At 32.6% G+C, this 14,716-nt stretch carries 11 protein-coding genes; all 11 read left to right on the top strand.

Features of this window, described 5'->3' with window-relative positions; genetic code table 11:
- Positions 1–82 precede the first annotated feature (82 nt).
- The gene (locus BTO04_RS03430) at positions 83–1,393 is read left to right on the top strand and encodes a DEAD/DEAH box helicase (protein ID WP_087563164.1); all 1,311 of its coding nucleotides are present in this window, start codon (positions 83–85) and stop codon (positions 1,391–1,393) included.
- 468 nt (positions 1,394–1,861) lie between these two features.
- Complete coding sequence (locus tag BTO04_RS03425; RefSeq protein WP_087563163.1) at positions 1,862–3,079, top strand: efflux RND transporter periplasmic adaptor subunit; 1,218 nt, start codon at positions 1,862–1,864, stop codon at positions 3,077–3,079.
- 8 nt (positions 3,080–3,087) lie between these two features.
- Positions 3,088–3,831 (top strand): ABC transporter ATP-binding protein, encoded by a 744-nt coding sequence (locus tag BTO04_RS03420; RefSeq protein ID WP_087563162.1) that lies wholly within the window; start codon positions 3,088–3,090, stop codon positions 3,829–3,831.
- 9 nt (positions 3,832–3,840) lie between these two features.
- Positions 3,841–5,058 (top strand): ABC transporter permease, encoded by a 1,218-nt coding sequence (locus tag BTO04_RS03415; protein WP_087563161.1) that lies wholly within the window; start codon positions 3,841–3,843, stop codon positions 5,056–5,058.
- Positions 5,059–5,218: 160 nt separating this feature from the next.
- Positions 5,219–5,521, top strand: a complete 303-nt coding sequence (locus BTO04_RS03410; protein ID WP_087565318.1) for a helix-turn-helix transcriptional regulator — start codon at positions 5,219–5,221, stop codon at positions 5,519–5,521.
- Positions 5,522–5,571: 50 nt separating this feature from the next.
- Positions 5,572–5,811: a thioredoxin family protein gene (locus BTO04_RS03405; protein WP_232455945.1), complete on the top strand. Its 240-nt coding sequence runs from the start codon at positions 5,572–5,574 to the stop codon at positions 5,809–5,811.
- A gap of 72 nt (positions 5,812–5,883) precedes the next feature.
- Positions 5,884–6,861: a permease gene (locus BTO04_RS03400; protein WP_087563159.1), complete on the top strand. Its 978-nt coding sequence runs from the start codon at positions 5,884–5,886 to the stop codon at positions 6,859–6,861.
- A gap of 1,588 nt (positions 6,862–8,449) precedes the next feature.
- The gene (locus BTO04_RS03395; RefSeq protein ID WP_157662419.1) at positions 8,450–9,487 is read left to right on the top strand and encodes an OmpA family protein; all 1,038 of its coding nucleotides are present in this window, start codon (positions 8,450–8,452) and stop codon (positions 9,485–9,487) included.
- Positions 9,488–9,573: 86 nt separating this feature from the next.
- The gene (locus tag BTO04_RS15710) at positions 9,574–10,140 is read left to right on the top strand and encodes a DUF6512 family protein (RefSeq protein WP_087563157.1); all 567 of its coding nucleotides are present in this window, start codon (positions 9,574–9,576) and stop codon (positions 10,138–10,140) included.
- A 1,670-nt stretch (positions 10,141–11,810) separates the two neighbouring features.
- Entirely contained in the window at positions 11,811–13,370 is a 1,560-nt protein-coding gene (locus BTO04_RS03380; RefSeq protein ID WP_087563155.1) for a type I restriction-modification system subunit M, read from the top strand.
- Positions 13,370–14,668, top strand: a complete 1,299-nt coding sequence (locus BTO04_RS03375; RefSeq protein ID WP_087563154.1) for a restriction endonuclease subunit S — start codon at positions 13,370–13,372, stop codon at positions 14,666–14,668. Before BTO04_RS03380 ends, BTO04_RS03375 begins: the two co-directional genes overlap by 1 nt.
- Positions 14,669–14,716 lie beyond the last annotated feature (48 nt).

The raw sequence follows: 14,716 nt of genomic DNA, 5'->3' as shown, positions 1-14,716 counted from the left end.
CTGTTAATTATAGCGATAGTCAATAAAACTGTAACTATCTTTGCCGCTTTAAAAGAATTAATAGACTGATAAACTTTAAGCAATGGCAAATCAATTAAAAGATCAAGAAGAAATACTACATAAATTAAAGATTCAGGAATTAAATGCCATGCAAAAAGAGGCAATTTCTACTATTAATTCTAGTGAAAATACAATTTTATTATCACCTACAGGAACAGGTAAAACATTAGCTTTTGCTTTGCCTTTATTAAATACTTTAGATCCAGATCTTAATGAAGTGCAAGCATTAATATTAGTGCCTTCTAGAGAATTAGCAATACAGATAGAACAAGTAATTAGATCTATGGGTTCTGGGTATAAAGTAAATGCTGTCTATGGTGGTAGACCAATGTCTAAAGATAAGATTGAATTAAAACATACGCCTGCAATTTTAATAGGAACTCCAGGTAGAGTTTCAGATCATTTTACTAATGATCGTTTTTCTAAAGAATTTATAAAAACATTAATTTTAGATGAATTTGATAAGTCTTTAGAGGTTGGTTTTGAGTATGAAATGAGAGGAATCATTAATCAATTAAATTCGTTAACTAAACGTATACTAACCTCTGCAACACAGGGTGTTGAGGTTTCTGATTTTGTTGGTTTTACAAACCCAGTAGAAGTTAATTTTTTAGGTTCTAAAAAATCGAAACTAAACATAAAGATTGTTGTATCTCCTTCTAAAAATAAGTTGAACACGTTGTTGCATTTACTAAATCATATTGGTAATCAACAGGGAATAATTTTTTGTAATTTAAAAGATAGCATTCATACCGTAAGTTCTTTTTTAGAAACTAAAAACATTAGCCACGGTTGCTTTAGTGGAGGTATGGAGCAAAAAGATAGAGAACGTTCTTTAATAAAATTTAGAAACGGAACCAATCAAATTTTAATTGCTACAGATTTAGCTGCAAGAGGTATTGATGTGCCAGAAATGGAATATATAATTCACTACGAATTGCCTTCATTTAAAGAAGATTTTACACATAGAAATGGACGAACTGCAAGAGTTTCTTCAAAAGGAACTGCCTATGTATTAAAATGGAAAGATGAGCGTTTACCAGATTTTATAAAAAACATCAACATAGAAGATATTAGTAAACAAGCGGAAAGAAAACCTGTTTTTTGGGAAACTTTATTTATCTCAGGAGGAAGAAAAGATAAAATATCTAAAGGAGATATTGCTGGTTTATTCTTAAAACAAGGAAATTTAACAAAAGATCAATTGGGTACCATAGAGCTAAAGCAAGATTGTGCTTTTGTGGCTGTTCCTGTTACCATTGCTAAAGATTTAGTTACTAAACTAAATAATACACGTTTAAAAAAGAAAAAGGTAAGAGTTACAGTAATCTAAATTGAGAAGAACGAGTCTTCTTTTTTATTTTGAAATAATGTAAAGTGTAAAGTAGTTTCTTTTTCTACTGTTGAAGTTATCCAAACTTCAACAGTATACTATTTTACGATTCTTTCCATAATAGCCAACCCAATACCCGCATTTTTTGAGTTAAATTTTTACTTTTCAAAAGGTGAAAATATTTTTTATCAACGCCAATTTCATGCGCTGCATTTAAGCACTCAAAAAAGGTTTTACAAACAATCTTAGTATTAAAAAATAAGGAATGTCTTTAAAATAGATAAACCCCTTTTTAGAATAGCAATACGTCTACTATCAGTGCTGTTTCTGTTTTTAATTTTGAGTTACCAAGGCCTTTTTCTAATTATTTCAACTTTAGAATACTGATTTAAGTCATAGTTATTTTAGGTTCTTCAACCTACTTTTACTCTAAAATATGATATCATTTTTAAGTAAAAAAATTTAATTATGAAAAAATTAAAATGGATTCTTCCTATAGTTTTAATACTTGCTCTAATCGCTTATTTTTTTATAAAACCTCAGATTGATGCAAAAAACATTGCATATGTTTTTACGCCTTTAGAAAAAGGAAATATTGAACTGGCAGTATCTAGTACCGGAACTTTAGAGGCAATAAATACCGTAGAAATTGGAACTCAAATTTCTGGAACTATCAAAAAAATCTATGTAGATTATAATGATAAAGTGAAAGCGGGTGAGGTTTTAGCCGAAATGGATTTAAAATTATTAAAAACCAATTTAACAAGTGCTCAAGCTAATTTAGCAGTAAGTACGGTGCAACTAAACCAATGTACAGAAGAGTACAATAGAAGTAAAGCTTTGTATGAAAAAGGGGTCATCTCACAACAAGAATTTAGCAACTCTAAATATATCTATGAACAAGCTTTAAGTGCTAAAAAAGCTTCTTCAGCGGCTGTAAAAAACATACAAGTAAGTATTAACTATGCACACATTACATCTCCTATTAGCGGTACAGTAACAGAAAGAAGTGTAGAAGAGGGGCAAACCGTTGCAGCATCATTTTCAACACCAAAAATGTTTATCATCGCAGAAGATTTATCAAAAATGCAAATCTTAGCAGATGTAGATGAAAGTGATATTGGTTATATTATTAATAATATGCCCGTTCGTTTTAGTGTGCAAACCTATCCAGAGAAAAAATTTAAAGGAAAAGTGAGCCAAATTAGATTACAACCCCTTGAGATTAACAATGTAGTTAATTACCAGGTTGTTGTAGATGTAGATAATGATAAAGGGCTGCTGTTACCAGGAATGACAACCAATCTTGATTTTATAACAAGTACTGCAGAAGGTGTTTTTCTTATTAATAATTCGGCTTTTAGATTTAGACCTACTGAGAAAATGCTTAAAGAAGTAAAATCAATATTAGTATCAAAAAGTAAAACAGTACTTTTAGATTCTATACAAAAGCAGTTTATAAAAGCCATAAACACATCAGAAACATATACTCCTGCAAACTTTAAAAAAACATTACCAACCAATATTGATGGTTTTTTCTATCTAAATAATCTAAAAAAAATAGATTTTATGTTTGTTGAAATTGGAATAAAAACAGGCTTACAATCGGAAATTAGAAAACTCTTAGATGGTTCTGAATTGACGGAAGAACTAAAAGCGATTAATGGTATTAAATCAAAAAAATAATACTAAAAATGGCTTTAAAAAAAGTAATAGAAACGAAGAATTTAGGTCGTGTTTTTAAAAATGGCGACATAGAAGTCTACGCGCTTTCTGAAATTGATATTACCATAGAAGAAGGAGAATTTGTAGCAATTATGGGGTCTTCAGGTTCTGGGAAATCAACCTTATTACATATTTTAGGCTGTTTAGATACGCCAACTTCTGGACAATATTTTTTAGATGGTGTATATGTTAATGACTTGAATAAAAATGAATTAGCAGATATTAGAAATCAAAAAATAGGATTCATTTTTCAAAGTTACAATCTCTTATCAAGAACAACAGCTTTAGAAAATGTAGAATTACCATTGGTTTATGATAGAACTGGGCGTTTTTCAAATTCAAAAGAACTTGCAAAAAAAGCCTTAGAACAAGTAGGTTTGGGAAATCGTATTTATCATAAAACAAATGAACTTTCTGGAGGACAACAACAAAGAGTTGCAATTGCAAGAGCTTTGGTAAATAACCCGGCACTTATTTTATCTGATGAAGCAACAGGAAATTTAGATAGTAGCACCAGTATAGATATTGCCGATTTATTTGTGCATTTAAACAATGAAGGGAAAACGATTTTAATGATTACCCATGAACCAGAAATAGCACAATTTGCAAAACGAATGATTTACTTAAGAGATGGGCGTGTTTTAACAGATGAACTCATTAAGGAGAGAAGCACCAAAGAAAGTGCACTAAAAGAGTTAGAATTAAACGGATAATGAACGAGTATGAAACAATTGCTAAAAACATTTAAAGTAGCGTTTCAATCTATAAATAAAAACAGGACACGTAGTTTATTAACTGCACTTGGAATTATTATTGGAGTAGCCGCTGTTATAATGACAATTTCTGCAGGAGAAGGCGCAACACAAGCAGTACAAAATCAAATATCTGGTTTGGGTACGAACTTATTAATGATAAGTACCAAATCTGAACATAGAGCGGGAATAGAAGTAAGAATGGGAAGGCGAATAGATCAAAAGGATTTTGAAATTATACAAAAAAATTCAGTTTGGTTATCTAAACTATCTCCTTTAGTAGCGAATGGGGTAAAAGCAATTGGACCTAGTGGTAATAAGTCTACAACAATTTATGGGGTAGCTTCAGATTATTTTGATATTCTAAGTAGAGAAATTATTTCTGGAAGTGGTTTTACAAATGAAGATGTAAAAATTGCCCGTAAAGTGTGTGTCATTGGGAATACGATTAAGAAAGAACTCTATGATAATTTAGATCCAGTAGGGCAGCAAATAAGAATAAATAAAGTTCCTTTTACAATTGTAGGTCTTTTAAAAGAAGAAGGACAAGGCACCATTGGGCAAGATCAAGACAACATGTTAATTGCACCTTACACTACCATTCAGAACAGATTGTACGGACATGGAAGAGGGTATAATATGATTATGGCAAGTGCAATAAGCGAAGATCATATTTTAGATGCAGAAACTGAAATTACAGCGCTTTTAAGAGAATCTCATCGTATTTTAGAGGGGGAAGAAGATGATTTTGAAGTGACCACTCAAATAGAATTACAGGAAATTACAGGAAATGTAACCGGTATTTTAACCTTAATATTAGGGGCAATCGCTAGTATTTCACTTCTTGTTGGTGGCATTGGTATTATGAATATTATGCTCGTTTCAGTTACAGAACGTACAAGAGAAATTGGCACCAGATTAGCAATTGGCGCAAGAGAAACAGATATTTTAACGCAATTTTTAATTGAAGCGATTGTGCTGAGTTTAGCAGGTGGTTTTATAGGAATTTTACTGGGAATTGCAGGGAATCAAATTATTTATAAAGCCACCAATTTTTACATACCAACCGCTGTAAATTCTATTTTAATAGGGTTTGGTTTTTCTGTATTAGTTGGTGTCGTTTTTGGGTATTTCCCTGCAAGAAAAGCAGCAAAACTAAATCCTATAGATGCTTTAAGGTATGAGTAATCAAATTCATTTACAGGTGTAAGGTTTTTAAAAAATCTACTCCATATAATATAGAATTTACCAAAAATAAAGTAGTTGTTTCTTTCTATAAAATAAATTTCAAATATGATTTTTATCACATATCAACTTAAATACCTATCGTAAATTTACGATGGGTACTATGAAAAGAAATGGAGCATATATCGTTAATAAAACAGGAATTGAAGATTTAGCAAAATTTTCAAAAGCAGTAGAACATCCTACACGTATTGCCATTCTAAAACATCTTGATAACCATACGTGCTGTTTTACTGGAGATTTAGTTGGTTTATTGCCCATTTCTCAATCAACAATTTCTCAACATCTTAAAGAATTAAAAAAAGCGGGCCTTATTCAAGGAGAACTAAGACCACCAAAAATAAAGTATTGTATTCATCAAGACAATTGGAAAATTGCGAAAGCATTATTTAAACATTTTTTTTGATAGCTGTTTTTTAACAATTATAGCGTCTAATGGCGATAAACAAACATAATATGATGACCAAAATAATTAAAATATTAGGAACCGGGTGTCCAAAATGTCAATCAATGGCAAGTGTTGTAAAAGAAGTAGTTTCAGAAAATAATATTGATGCGTCTATTGAAAAAGTAGAGGACATTATGGAGATTATGAAATTTAATGTAATGGCTACACCCGCTTTGGTTCTAAATGATGTAATTCTAATAAAAGGCCGAGTGCCCTCTAAAGAAGAAGTATTGACTCTTTTAAATTAATTAAAACGACAATGCAGTATCATAAGGCATTGTCTACTTCAAATCAAAGTTGTTCAATAAATAAGCTAAAAAATGTTTGATTGGGTACAAAATATAGCAGATTGGTTGGTCTTTGATGTGTTGCATTTAAACAGAGGACAACATTTAGCAGCCGCCTTAAATTTTTTTATCTATGACACCACAAAGATTTTACTACTTCTTCTTATAGTCATCTTTTTTATGGGTATTGTTAATAGTTACTTTCCCATAGAAAAAGTTAAAAACTATCTATCAAGAAATAAATTATATGGCTTGCAATACCTTATGGCAAGTCTTTTTGGTGTGGTAACTCCTTTTTGTTCTTGTTCTTCTGTTCCGCTATTTATAGGTTTTGTAAGAGGCGGAATTCCGTTAGGTGTAACCTTTGCTTTTTTAATTACTTCACCTTTAGTTAATGAAGTCGCAATCGGACTTTTTATTGGCTTATTTGGTTTAAAAACCACAGTTATTTATGTCATTAGTGGTGTGCTTTTGGGTACAATATCTGGTAGTATCCTTCAATATTTAAAATTAGAACGCTATCTAACACCTTGGGTTAAAGAAGTATTAGCAAATGCACAAAGAGATCAAGATTTATTTAAAGCAGAAAAACAAACCCTACTGCAACGTTTGCCAATTATTTGGACAGAAGTGCTAAAAATTCTTAAAGGCATTATTTGGTATGTAATTATTGGAATTGCTATAGGAGGCGTAATGCACGGTTACATTCCAGAAGATTTTTTTCAAAAATATATGGATAAAGACAATCTCTTTGCTGTACCTATTGCTACTATTTTGGCGGTTCCAATGTATTCAAATGCATCAGGCATTCTACCAGTAGTGCAAGTATTAGTAGCCAAAGGAATTCCGTTAGGAACTGCTATTGCTTTTATGATGGGCGTTGTTGGCTTATCGCTACCAGAAGCAATGCTTTTAAAAAAAGTAATGACGCTAAAACTCATTGCTATCTTTTTTGGAGTGGTTACACTTTGCATTATTATTTCAGGTTATTTATTTAATATGCTATTATAAACGGTAAATGAATAGCAATATAAACGAACACTGTTTTAGTAATTGATGAATACAAACGTATTGGATTTTACACCAGTAAAAATTGAAGTAATCTCATAAGTTATAGTCAGAATCTAAACCCGACCTACTTTATTTTTTGTTAGAATTCAATTTCTATAGAACGGCAAGAATCCAAAGCATGTCCTCAACTTGATTGGGGAACCAGATAAAATGTCTGGATTCGTTAGTGGAATAGAAAGTAGAATTTTAGAAAAATAAAAGTAAGTCTAGATTTTTGTTTCTTTTCATCAATGGAAAAGAAAGTGAATAAAAACAGTTAAAGAGATTTCTCAATCGTTTTTAGTGTCACTCATTTCGAAATGACATTTTGGTATATTTAGTGTTTACTAGAAATGAACTACGAACCCTCATTGCGAGTGAGTTTACGACGATGAATCTCATAAATTATAGTTAGAATCTAAACCCGACCTATTTTATTTTTTGTTAGAATTCAATTTCTATAGAACGGCAAGAATCCAAAGAGTTTACGGTCTGGATTCGTTAGTGAAATAGAAAGTAGAATTTCAGAAAAATAAAAGTAAGTCTAGATTTTTGTTTCTTTTCATCAATGGAAAAGAAAGTGAATAAAGCAGTTAAAAAGATTTCTCAATCATTCCTAGCGTCACTCATTTCGAAATGACATTTTGGTATATTTAGTGTTTACTAGAAATGAACTACGAACCCTCATTGCGAGTGAGTTTACGACGATGAATCTCATAAATTATAGTTAGAATCTAAACCCGACCTATTTTATTTTTTACAAAAATTCAATTTTTAAGGAATGGAAAGTGTCCAAATAGCTTGCGGTCTGGACACGATAATGGATTAAAAGGTAGGATTTCAGAAAAATAAAATAAGTCTAGATTTTTTTGGTTCTTTTTTCATCAATGGAAAAAAGAATATAATACAACTTTTTTAAGTTGCCATAAATTGAAAATAATACGTCTGTGCTGAACTAGATTCAGTATGCATCAATGGAAAAGAAAGTGAATGAAAACAGTTAAAGAGATTTCTCAATCGTTCCTAGGGTCACTCATTTCGAAATGACATTTTGGTATATTTTGTGATTAATAGAAATTAAATACTAACTGTCATTGCGAGGACGCAGGACGCGGCAATCTCATGAAATAAGAACTACAGACAAACAGATTGCTTCGTGCGTCGCAATGACGATAGCGATAAACAGATTATTTTATTTCGACTGCTCTTAGTAGTGGCTAACTTCGCAATGATCTTAAGGTTTTGTGATTAAAATAGCAAAAGGTGCTTTAATAAACTACTTAATAAAAAGAAATATCTACTAAATACAAAATAAGCCTTAAAGATGTGTTTTAGGCCTTTTCTTAAGCCCTATAAAATTAATTATAAATTTATCTAAAATTTTGGGTGTAGTCTATTTTCTATCTGTAATTTATTTATTAACTTTAGTTTTTGAACTGCGCAACTAATCTTATACAAACCGTTGTTACACATTCTCTAATAGGTTATGTCAAATAAATTAACTTCAATTATTAAAATATGTTTCGGGCTATTATTTACATGCAGTAATTTGTATTCTCAAAATTTAGTACGCAATGGCAGCTTTGAGGAATCCAAGGTGTGTCCACCATTAAAAAATGCACCAATAATAGCAGATGGTTGGAAAAATGCTGGTCTTGGCTCTAGTGATCGCTACACAAAAAAATGTCTCGACAATAATAAACCCAATCCCCTTTTCGGTGTGCCTAAAAATGGGCATGGTATCTCAGAACCCAAAGAGGGTATTTCCTATGCTGGATTATTTCTTTACACTCAACCACAGGTTTGGAGAGAATATATTCAAACAGCATTAAAGCGTCCTTTGATATCCAAAACAAACTACTTGATTTCATTCTATTATAGATTAAGTTCTAAATCTGCATACGCTTGCGAAAACTTATCTATGGCGCTCACCACAAATGCAATACGGCAGGTTAAAACAATGCCAATTTCTTTTAAACCTCAGATAAACATAACAAAAGGGAACGCATCAAATCATAACAAAGGGTGGCAATATTACGAAGAGATATATGAAGCAAATGGTGGAGAAAGATTTATTACAATTGGTAATTTTGAAAGTAGAAATGCAATAGAAATACAAAAAATAAATCGCAGTACATTCCCCAAAGACGTTCTAAAAAATGGCCTAATTAAAGGTGCCTATTATTATTTTGATGATGTTGTAATTCAACGTATCCAAGAGGCAGTAGCTTCGAGCTTTGAAATTAATAAAGTGCTAAAATTTGAATGGGTCTATTTTAAGACAGACAAATCTGTGATAAATGAAAAAGGAACAAATGAATTGAAGGTATTGAGCAATTATCTTTCTGCGAATCCTCAATTAAAAATTAAAATAATGGCACATACAGATAATGTTGGGTCAGACAATTACAATTTAGAATTATCACAGAAGCGCGCTATGATAGTAGTCCATTTCCTAATTGCAAGTGGCATCTCTAAAAACAGAATAATTTCGGAATATTATGGAGAAAGTAAACCCATTGAATCAAATAATTCAGGTAAGGGAAAAGCTCTTAACAGACGAACAGAATATATTTTACATTACTAGATAACAAGTAGCACATCAACTAAAATAAAGAGTTGCCCCACAGAGAACATTACGTATTTAAGTTTGGCGTTGTAATCAATTAAAGGATGATGGTTAGCAATACAAATAAAGTTAAAAGATGGAGCATAGGAGGATTTTTTTTTATTGTTCTTCTTGGGGTTCTTTATCATTACCTATATGAATGGTCACATAAATGCGTACTTATTGGTGCGATTACTCCCGTAAATGAAAGTGTATGGGAGCACCTAAAATTAGGTCTTTGGGCAGTAATCTCATTTTCTGTAGTAGAATATTTTGCACTAGGTAAAGAAATAAATAATTATTTTTTTTCTAAAGCAGTGGGTGTGTTGCTTATTTCTTGCACCATTCTACTCATTTTTTACACGTACACAACGTTCCTAAATAGAACAATTCTTTGGGTAGACATTTCTTCCTATATAATTGGAGTACTAGTTTGCCAATTGTTTTGCTATAAAGTGTTTCAGTTAAAACACTCAAACAGGCTGAACATATGGGGGGTACTCTTATTAATTACCTTTTGTGTACTTTTTGCGGTGTACACATTTTACCCACCTCGCTTGGAGATCTTTAAAGACCATAATTCTAATACCTACGGAATAGAGACCAAAACAACGGATTACAATAAAAAATAAAGTACATTTTGATGTGCTTTATTCAAAACCGTTGAGCTTAATGAGACAAAAAGTGCTAAGATTATAATACATGTACTTTCTTTTGTGTTTTTGGTGCATATTATAAAAATATAAGACATAATGTACCCAATAAGAAAACTTGATAAACTTCCCTCTAAAAGAGAAAAAGTAGCCTTCTAGAAAAATAAAAGAAAGTCTATATATTTTATTGAATCCTATACTGAACTTGATTAAGTATTTATCAATGGAAAAGAAATTAAATAAAAGCAGTTAAAGAGATTTCTCAATCGTTCCTAGCGTCACTCATTTCGAAATGACATTTTGATATATTTGGTGATTACTAGAAATTAAATACTAACTGTCATTGCGAGGACGTAGGACGCGGCAATCTCATGAGTAGGAACACGGATGAAACAGATTGCTTCGTGCCTCGCAATGACGGTAAGGAGAAACAGATTGCTTCGTGCCGCAATGACGTTAAGTAGTTAAAATGACTTAAAACCTCAATAACCATGTGTTATTGAGGTTTTTTTATGCCTTTTTTTTACTTTTTCAGTAAAATTACGTCCGCATGTAACTTTCATCGCGTACGCATGCGATGTAAATTGCATGCTGATTGGGTAAAAGTTGCGTCCAAGTAACATAAATGACCCCTGTTATTGCGAGTGAACTTGTGCTGAGCGGAGTAGAAGTAAGGCAATCTTATTGCTTGAAGCTACAGATAAACAGATTACTTCGTCCTAAAATTCCTAGTAATGGCCTTTTTTTAAGGCACGAATACACGGGAAATAAACATGGATTTGTACATTTTTTTTTAAAAGTGGGTACTATTTTGGTGCTTGGCACGTAATTATTTGCGGTAATCCACATTTGTAACTGCGGTTTCCCGCAAGAGCGCACTGTTTTACCAAACTATCTTTGGTGGACACCTTAAAAAGTAAGGTATTCAATTACGGAATAAAAAAAATAGTTAAAGTTTAAAACACCTCATAAATACTAAGGCCACATGAAAAAAAGCATAATTAAATTTTTAATAACAGCTGTTTTTTCTTGAAAATTAATACACGTTTATATGCATATCCAACAGACAGGCATCAATAAATGGATGAAATTTCTATTTATAAATACGTGTAAATGTATAAACAAATAAACCTGTTTTTTTAAAAATGGGTATTAATACGCAAGGAGTTGCTAAAATTTAATGCTAATTTCACTAAGTTTTAACGTAAAAAAAATGGAAAAGTTTCGGTTGAAGCCGCTATTAATCGATAGTGTAAAAGTGGTTAAACTGTTTACTATTACTAGGATCAATATCCTAAAATAGATTTATAGTAGTGATTATTATGAAACGTGAATTTTAAAAAAAAAGATAACGATGAAAACAAAGACCAAGTCTATAAAAGTACTGATAGAAAACTCAATAACATTAGTAAAATAAATGCTATAGTTTTTGTGATTAGATGTATTCCTATTAATTTATTATAAAATTATTGATGATAAAAAAAATGAAAATTCTCGCACACAAAACCATTAGTCACAATTTAAACAAATCGAAAAATATACACAAACACAAGAAGCAAGCGCTTTAAAAAATAACATCCTTTTTTTCTTTCGCCTCCTTCAAAAGATTACCACACTTAAAGTTTTACAAAAAAAATGCTATTCCCCCCATGACCGAGCAAAAAGCACAACTAGAGCAACAACTTTGGATTATCGCCAATACCCTACGTGGTAAAATGGATGCCGATGATTTTAGGGATTACATATTAGGCTTCATTTTCTACAAGTACCTGAGTACTAAAATGGAACTCTATGCCAACGAAATACTAGCACCAGACCATCTTAATTTTAACCAAGTAGAAGGCCATGCGCAAGAAGCCGCTTTTATAGAAGCCATTAAAGATGCCGCACTAGACAAGCTAGGGTACTTCTTATTGCCATCAGAGCTGTTTAGTGAACTCGCAAAAAGAGGAAATGCAGGCGGAAAAAACGAATTTATATTGGGTGACCTTGCCAAAGTGCTCGCGCACATAGAGCAAAGCACCATGGGATCTGAAAGTGAAGAAGACTTTGGAAACCTATTTGAAGACTTAGATTTAACCAGCTCTAAATTGGGGAAATCTGAAAACGACAAAAACGAACTCATTGTAAAAGTACTCTCGCATTTAGACGAAATCGATTTTGACATTGCCAATACCGAAAGCGATATCTTGGGTGATGCGTACGAATACCTCATCGGGAAATTTGCCTCTGGTGCAGGAAAAAAAGCAGGCGAGTTTTATACCCCGCAACAAGTATCCAATGTGTTGGCGCAATTGGTAACCGTGGGTAAAGACAGACTAAAATCGGTGTACGATCCTACTTGTGGTTCAGGTTCTTTGTTATTGCGCGTTGCCAAACAAGTAAAAGAAGTAAGTGCGTTTTACGGACAAGAAATGAACCCAACCACGTACAACTTGTGCCGCATGAACATGATTATGCACGATGTGCATTACAAACGTTTCGATATTAAAAATGAAGATACCCTAGAGCGGCCACAACATACAGACCAACGTTTTGAAGCTATTGTAGCCAACCCGCCATTCTCTGCCAAGTGGAGCGCAAGCCCCTTGTTTATGAGTGACGACCGTTTTTCTAACTATGGAAAATTAGCACCAAGCTCTAAGGCCGATTTTGCCTTTGTGCAACACATGGTGCATCAGTTGGCCGATAACGGAACCATGGCGCTAGTGCTGCCACACGGTGTATTGTTTAGAGGAGGTGCCGAAGGGCACATTCGTAAGTACCTCATCCAAGACCGCAACTATTTAGATGCCGTAATCGGTTTGCCAGCGAACATCTTTTACGGAACTAGTATTCCTACCTGTATTTTAGTGCTAAAAAAAGAACGGTCCGAGGCGGACAACCTTTTATTTATTGATGCGAGTCAACATTTCGAGAAAATAAAAACGCAGAACTACTTGCGTGCCGAAGACATTGCTAAAATCATTGATACCTACAAAAACCGAACAGCCGAAGATAAATACAGCCATGTAGCCAAACTAACAGAAGTAGCAGAAAACGACTACAACCTCAACATACCACGTTATGTAGATACCTTTGAAGAAGAAGAACCTGTAGATCTGGCAACCGTTTCTAACGCCCTCAAAGCCATAGATACAGATATGACCACTACCGACGCCACCATAGCCGATTACTGTAAACAATTAGACATAGACACGCCTTTTTAATGAGTACCGCAACAACACATATGGATAACAAACCGTCATTGCAAGCCAGTCATTGCGAGGACGAAGAACGAAGCAAACGCAAGCAATCGCATCCTCTCGTTCCCGCATTAAGATTTAGTGAGTTTGATGGAGACTGGGAGAAAAAGAAATTAGGGGATGTAGGTAAAATAAGGATGTGCAAGAGAATTTTTAGCAGTGATACTACAGAAATTGGAGATATTCCTTTCTACAAAATAGGAACTTTCGGAAAACAGGCAGATGCTTATATATCTAATGAACTGTATTTGGATTATAGGGAAAGGTTTTCCTTTCCAAAAATTGATGATATATTAATGTCAGCCTCTGGCACTTTAGGAAGAACTGTTATTTATGACGGCAGCCCTTCTTATTATCAAGATTCAAATATTGTTTGGATAGACAATGAAGAAGAATTGATAACAAATTCATTTTTGTTTTATATATATCAAATAGTAAGATACGATTCTGAAGGAGGTACCATTCAAAGACTTTATAATAGTATTATTAATAATGCAAAATTTTCGAAGCCCTCCCTCCCCGAACAACAAAAAATAGCTTCCTTTTTATCTGCGGTAGATGAAAAAATACAGCAGCTCACCAAAAAGAAGGCATTGTTGGAGGACTACAAAAAAGGGGTCATGCAACAACTCTTCTCTGGCCAGTTGCGGTTTAAAGATGAGAATGGGAAGGACTATCCGGATTGGGAGGAGCAAAGATTTACTGAAGTTAAAAACTTAGTACATGGTGATGGAGATTGGATTCTATCTGAAAATTTAGGGAAAAATGAAAAATATTCAATAATTCAGTTAGGTAATATAGGGCTTGGAGAATTTATTGATAAAAAATTAAAAACATTATCAGAAGAGAATTTTGATGCAGTTAAAGGAACATTAATTAAAAAAGGAGATATACTTATTAATAGAATGGTCGATAATGATTTGAATGTTTGTTTATTTCCATATTCTGGTGATTATATAACAAGTGTTGATGTTTGTTGGATAAGAAGTGGTGAAGAAATTGATAATTCATTCATTTCGTTCTTAATTCAAACAAGAGAAAATCAAAAGAAACTATTAAGTCTTTCAAGTGGTTCAGGTCGAGTAAGAATTAGTAAGAAAAATCTTTTTGAACGATTTAAATTCCAATTGCCTTTACTTGAAGAACAACAAAAAATCGCTAGGTATTTATCGAGTATCGATACCAAAATAGAAGCAGTAACTCATCAAATAACCCAAACCCAAGCCTTTAAAAAAGGGCTGTTGCAGCAAATGTTTGTGTAGATATTTATTTGATAAGAAATAGTTAAAATTGATAAAACATGGAAAAAA

This window comes from Polaribacter sp. SA4-10 (genome assembly GCF_002163835.1).
GTDB lineage: Bacteria > Bacteroidota > Bacteroidia > Flavobacteriales > Flavobacteriaceae > Polaribacter.
Note: the sequence above shows the minus strand (reverse complement) of the source record. Positions and strands in the feature narration are given on the sequence as shown.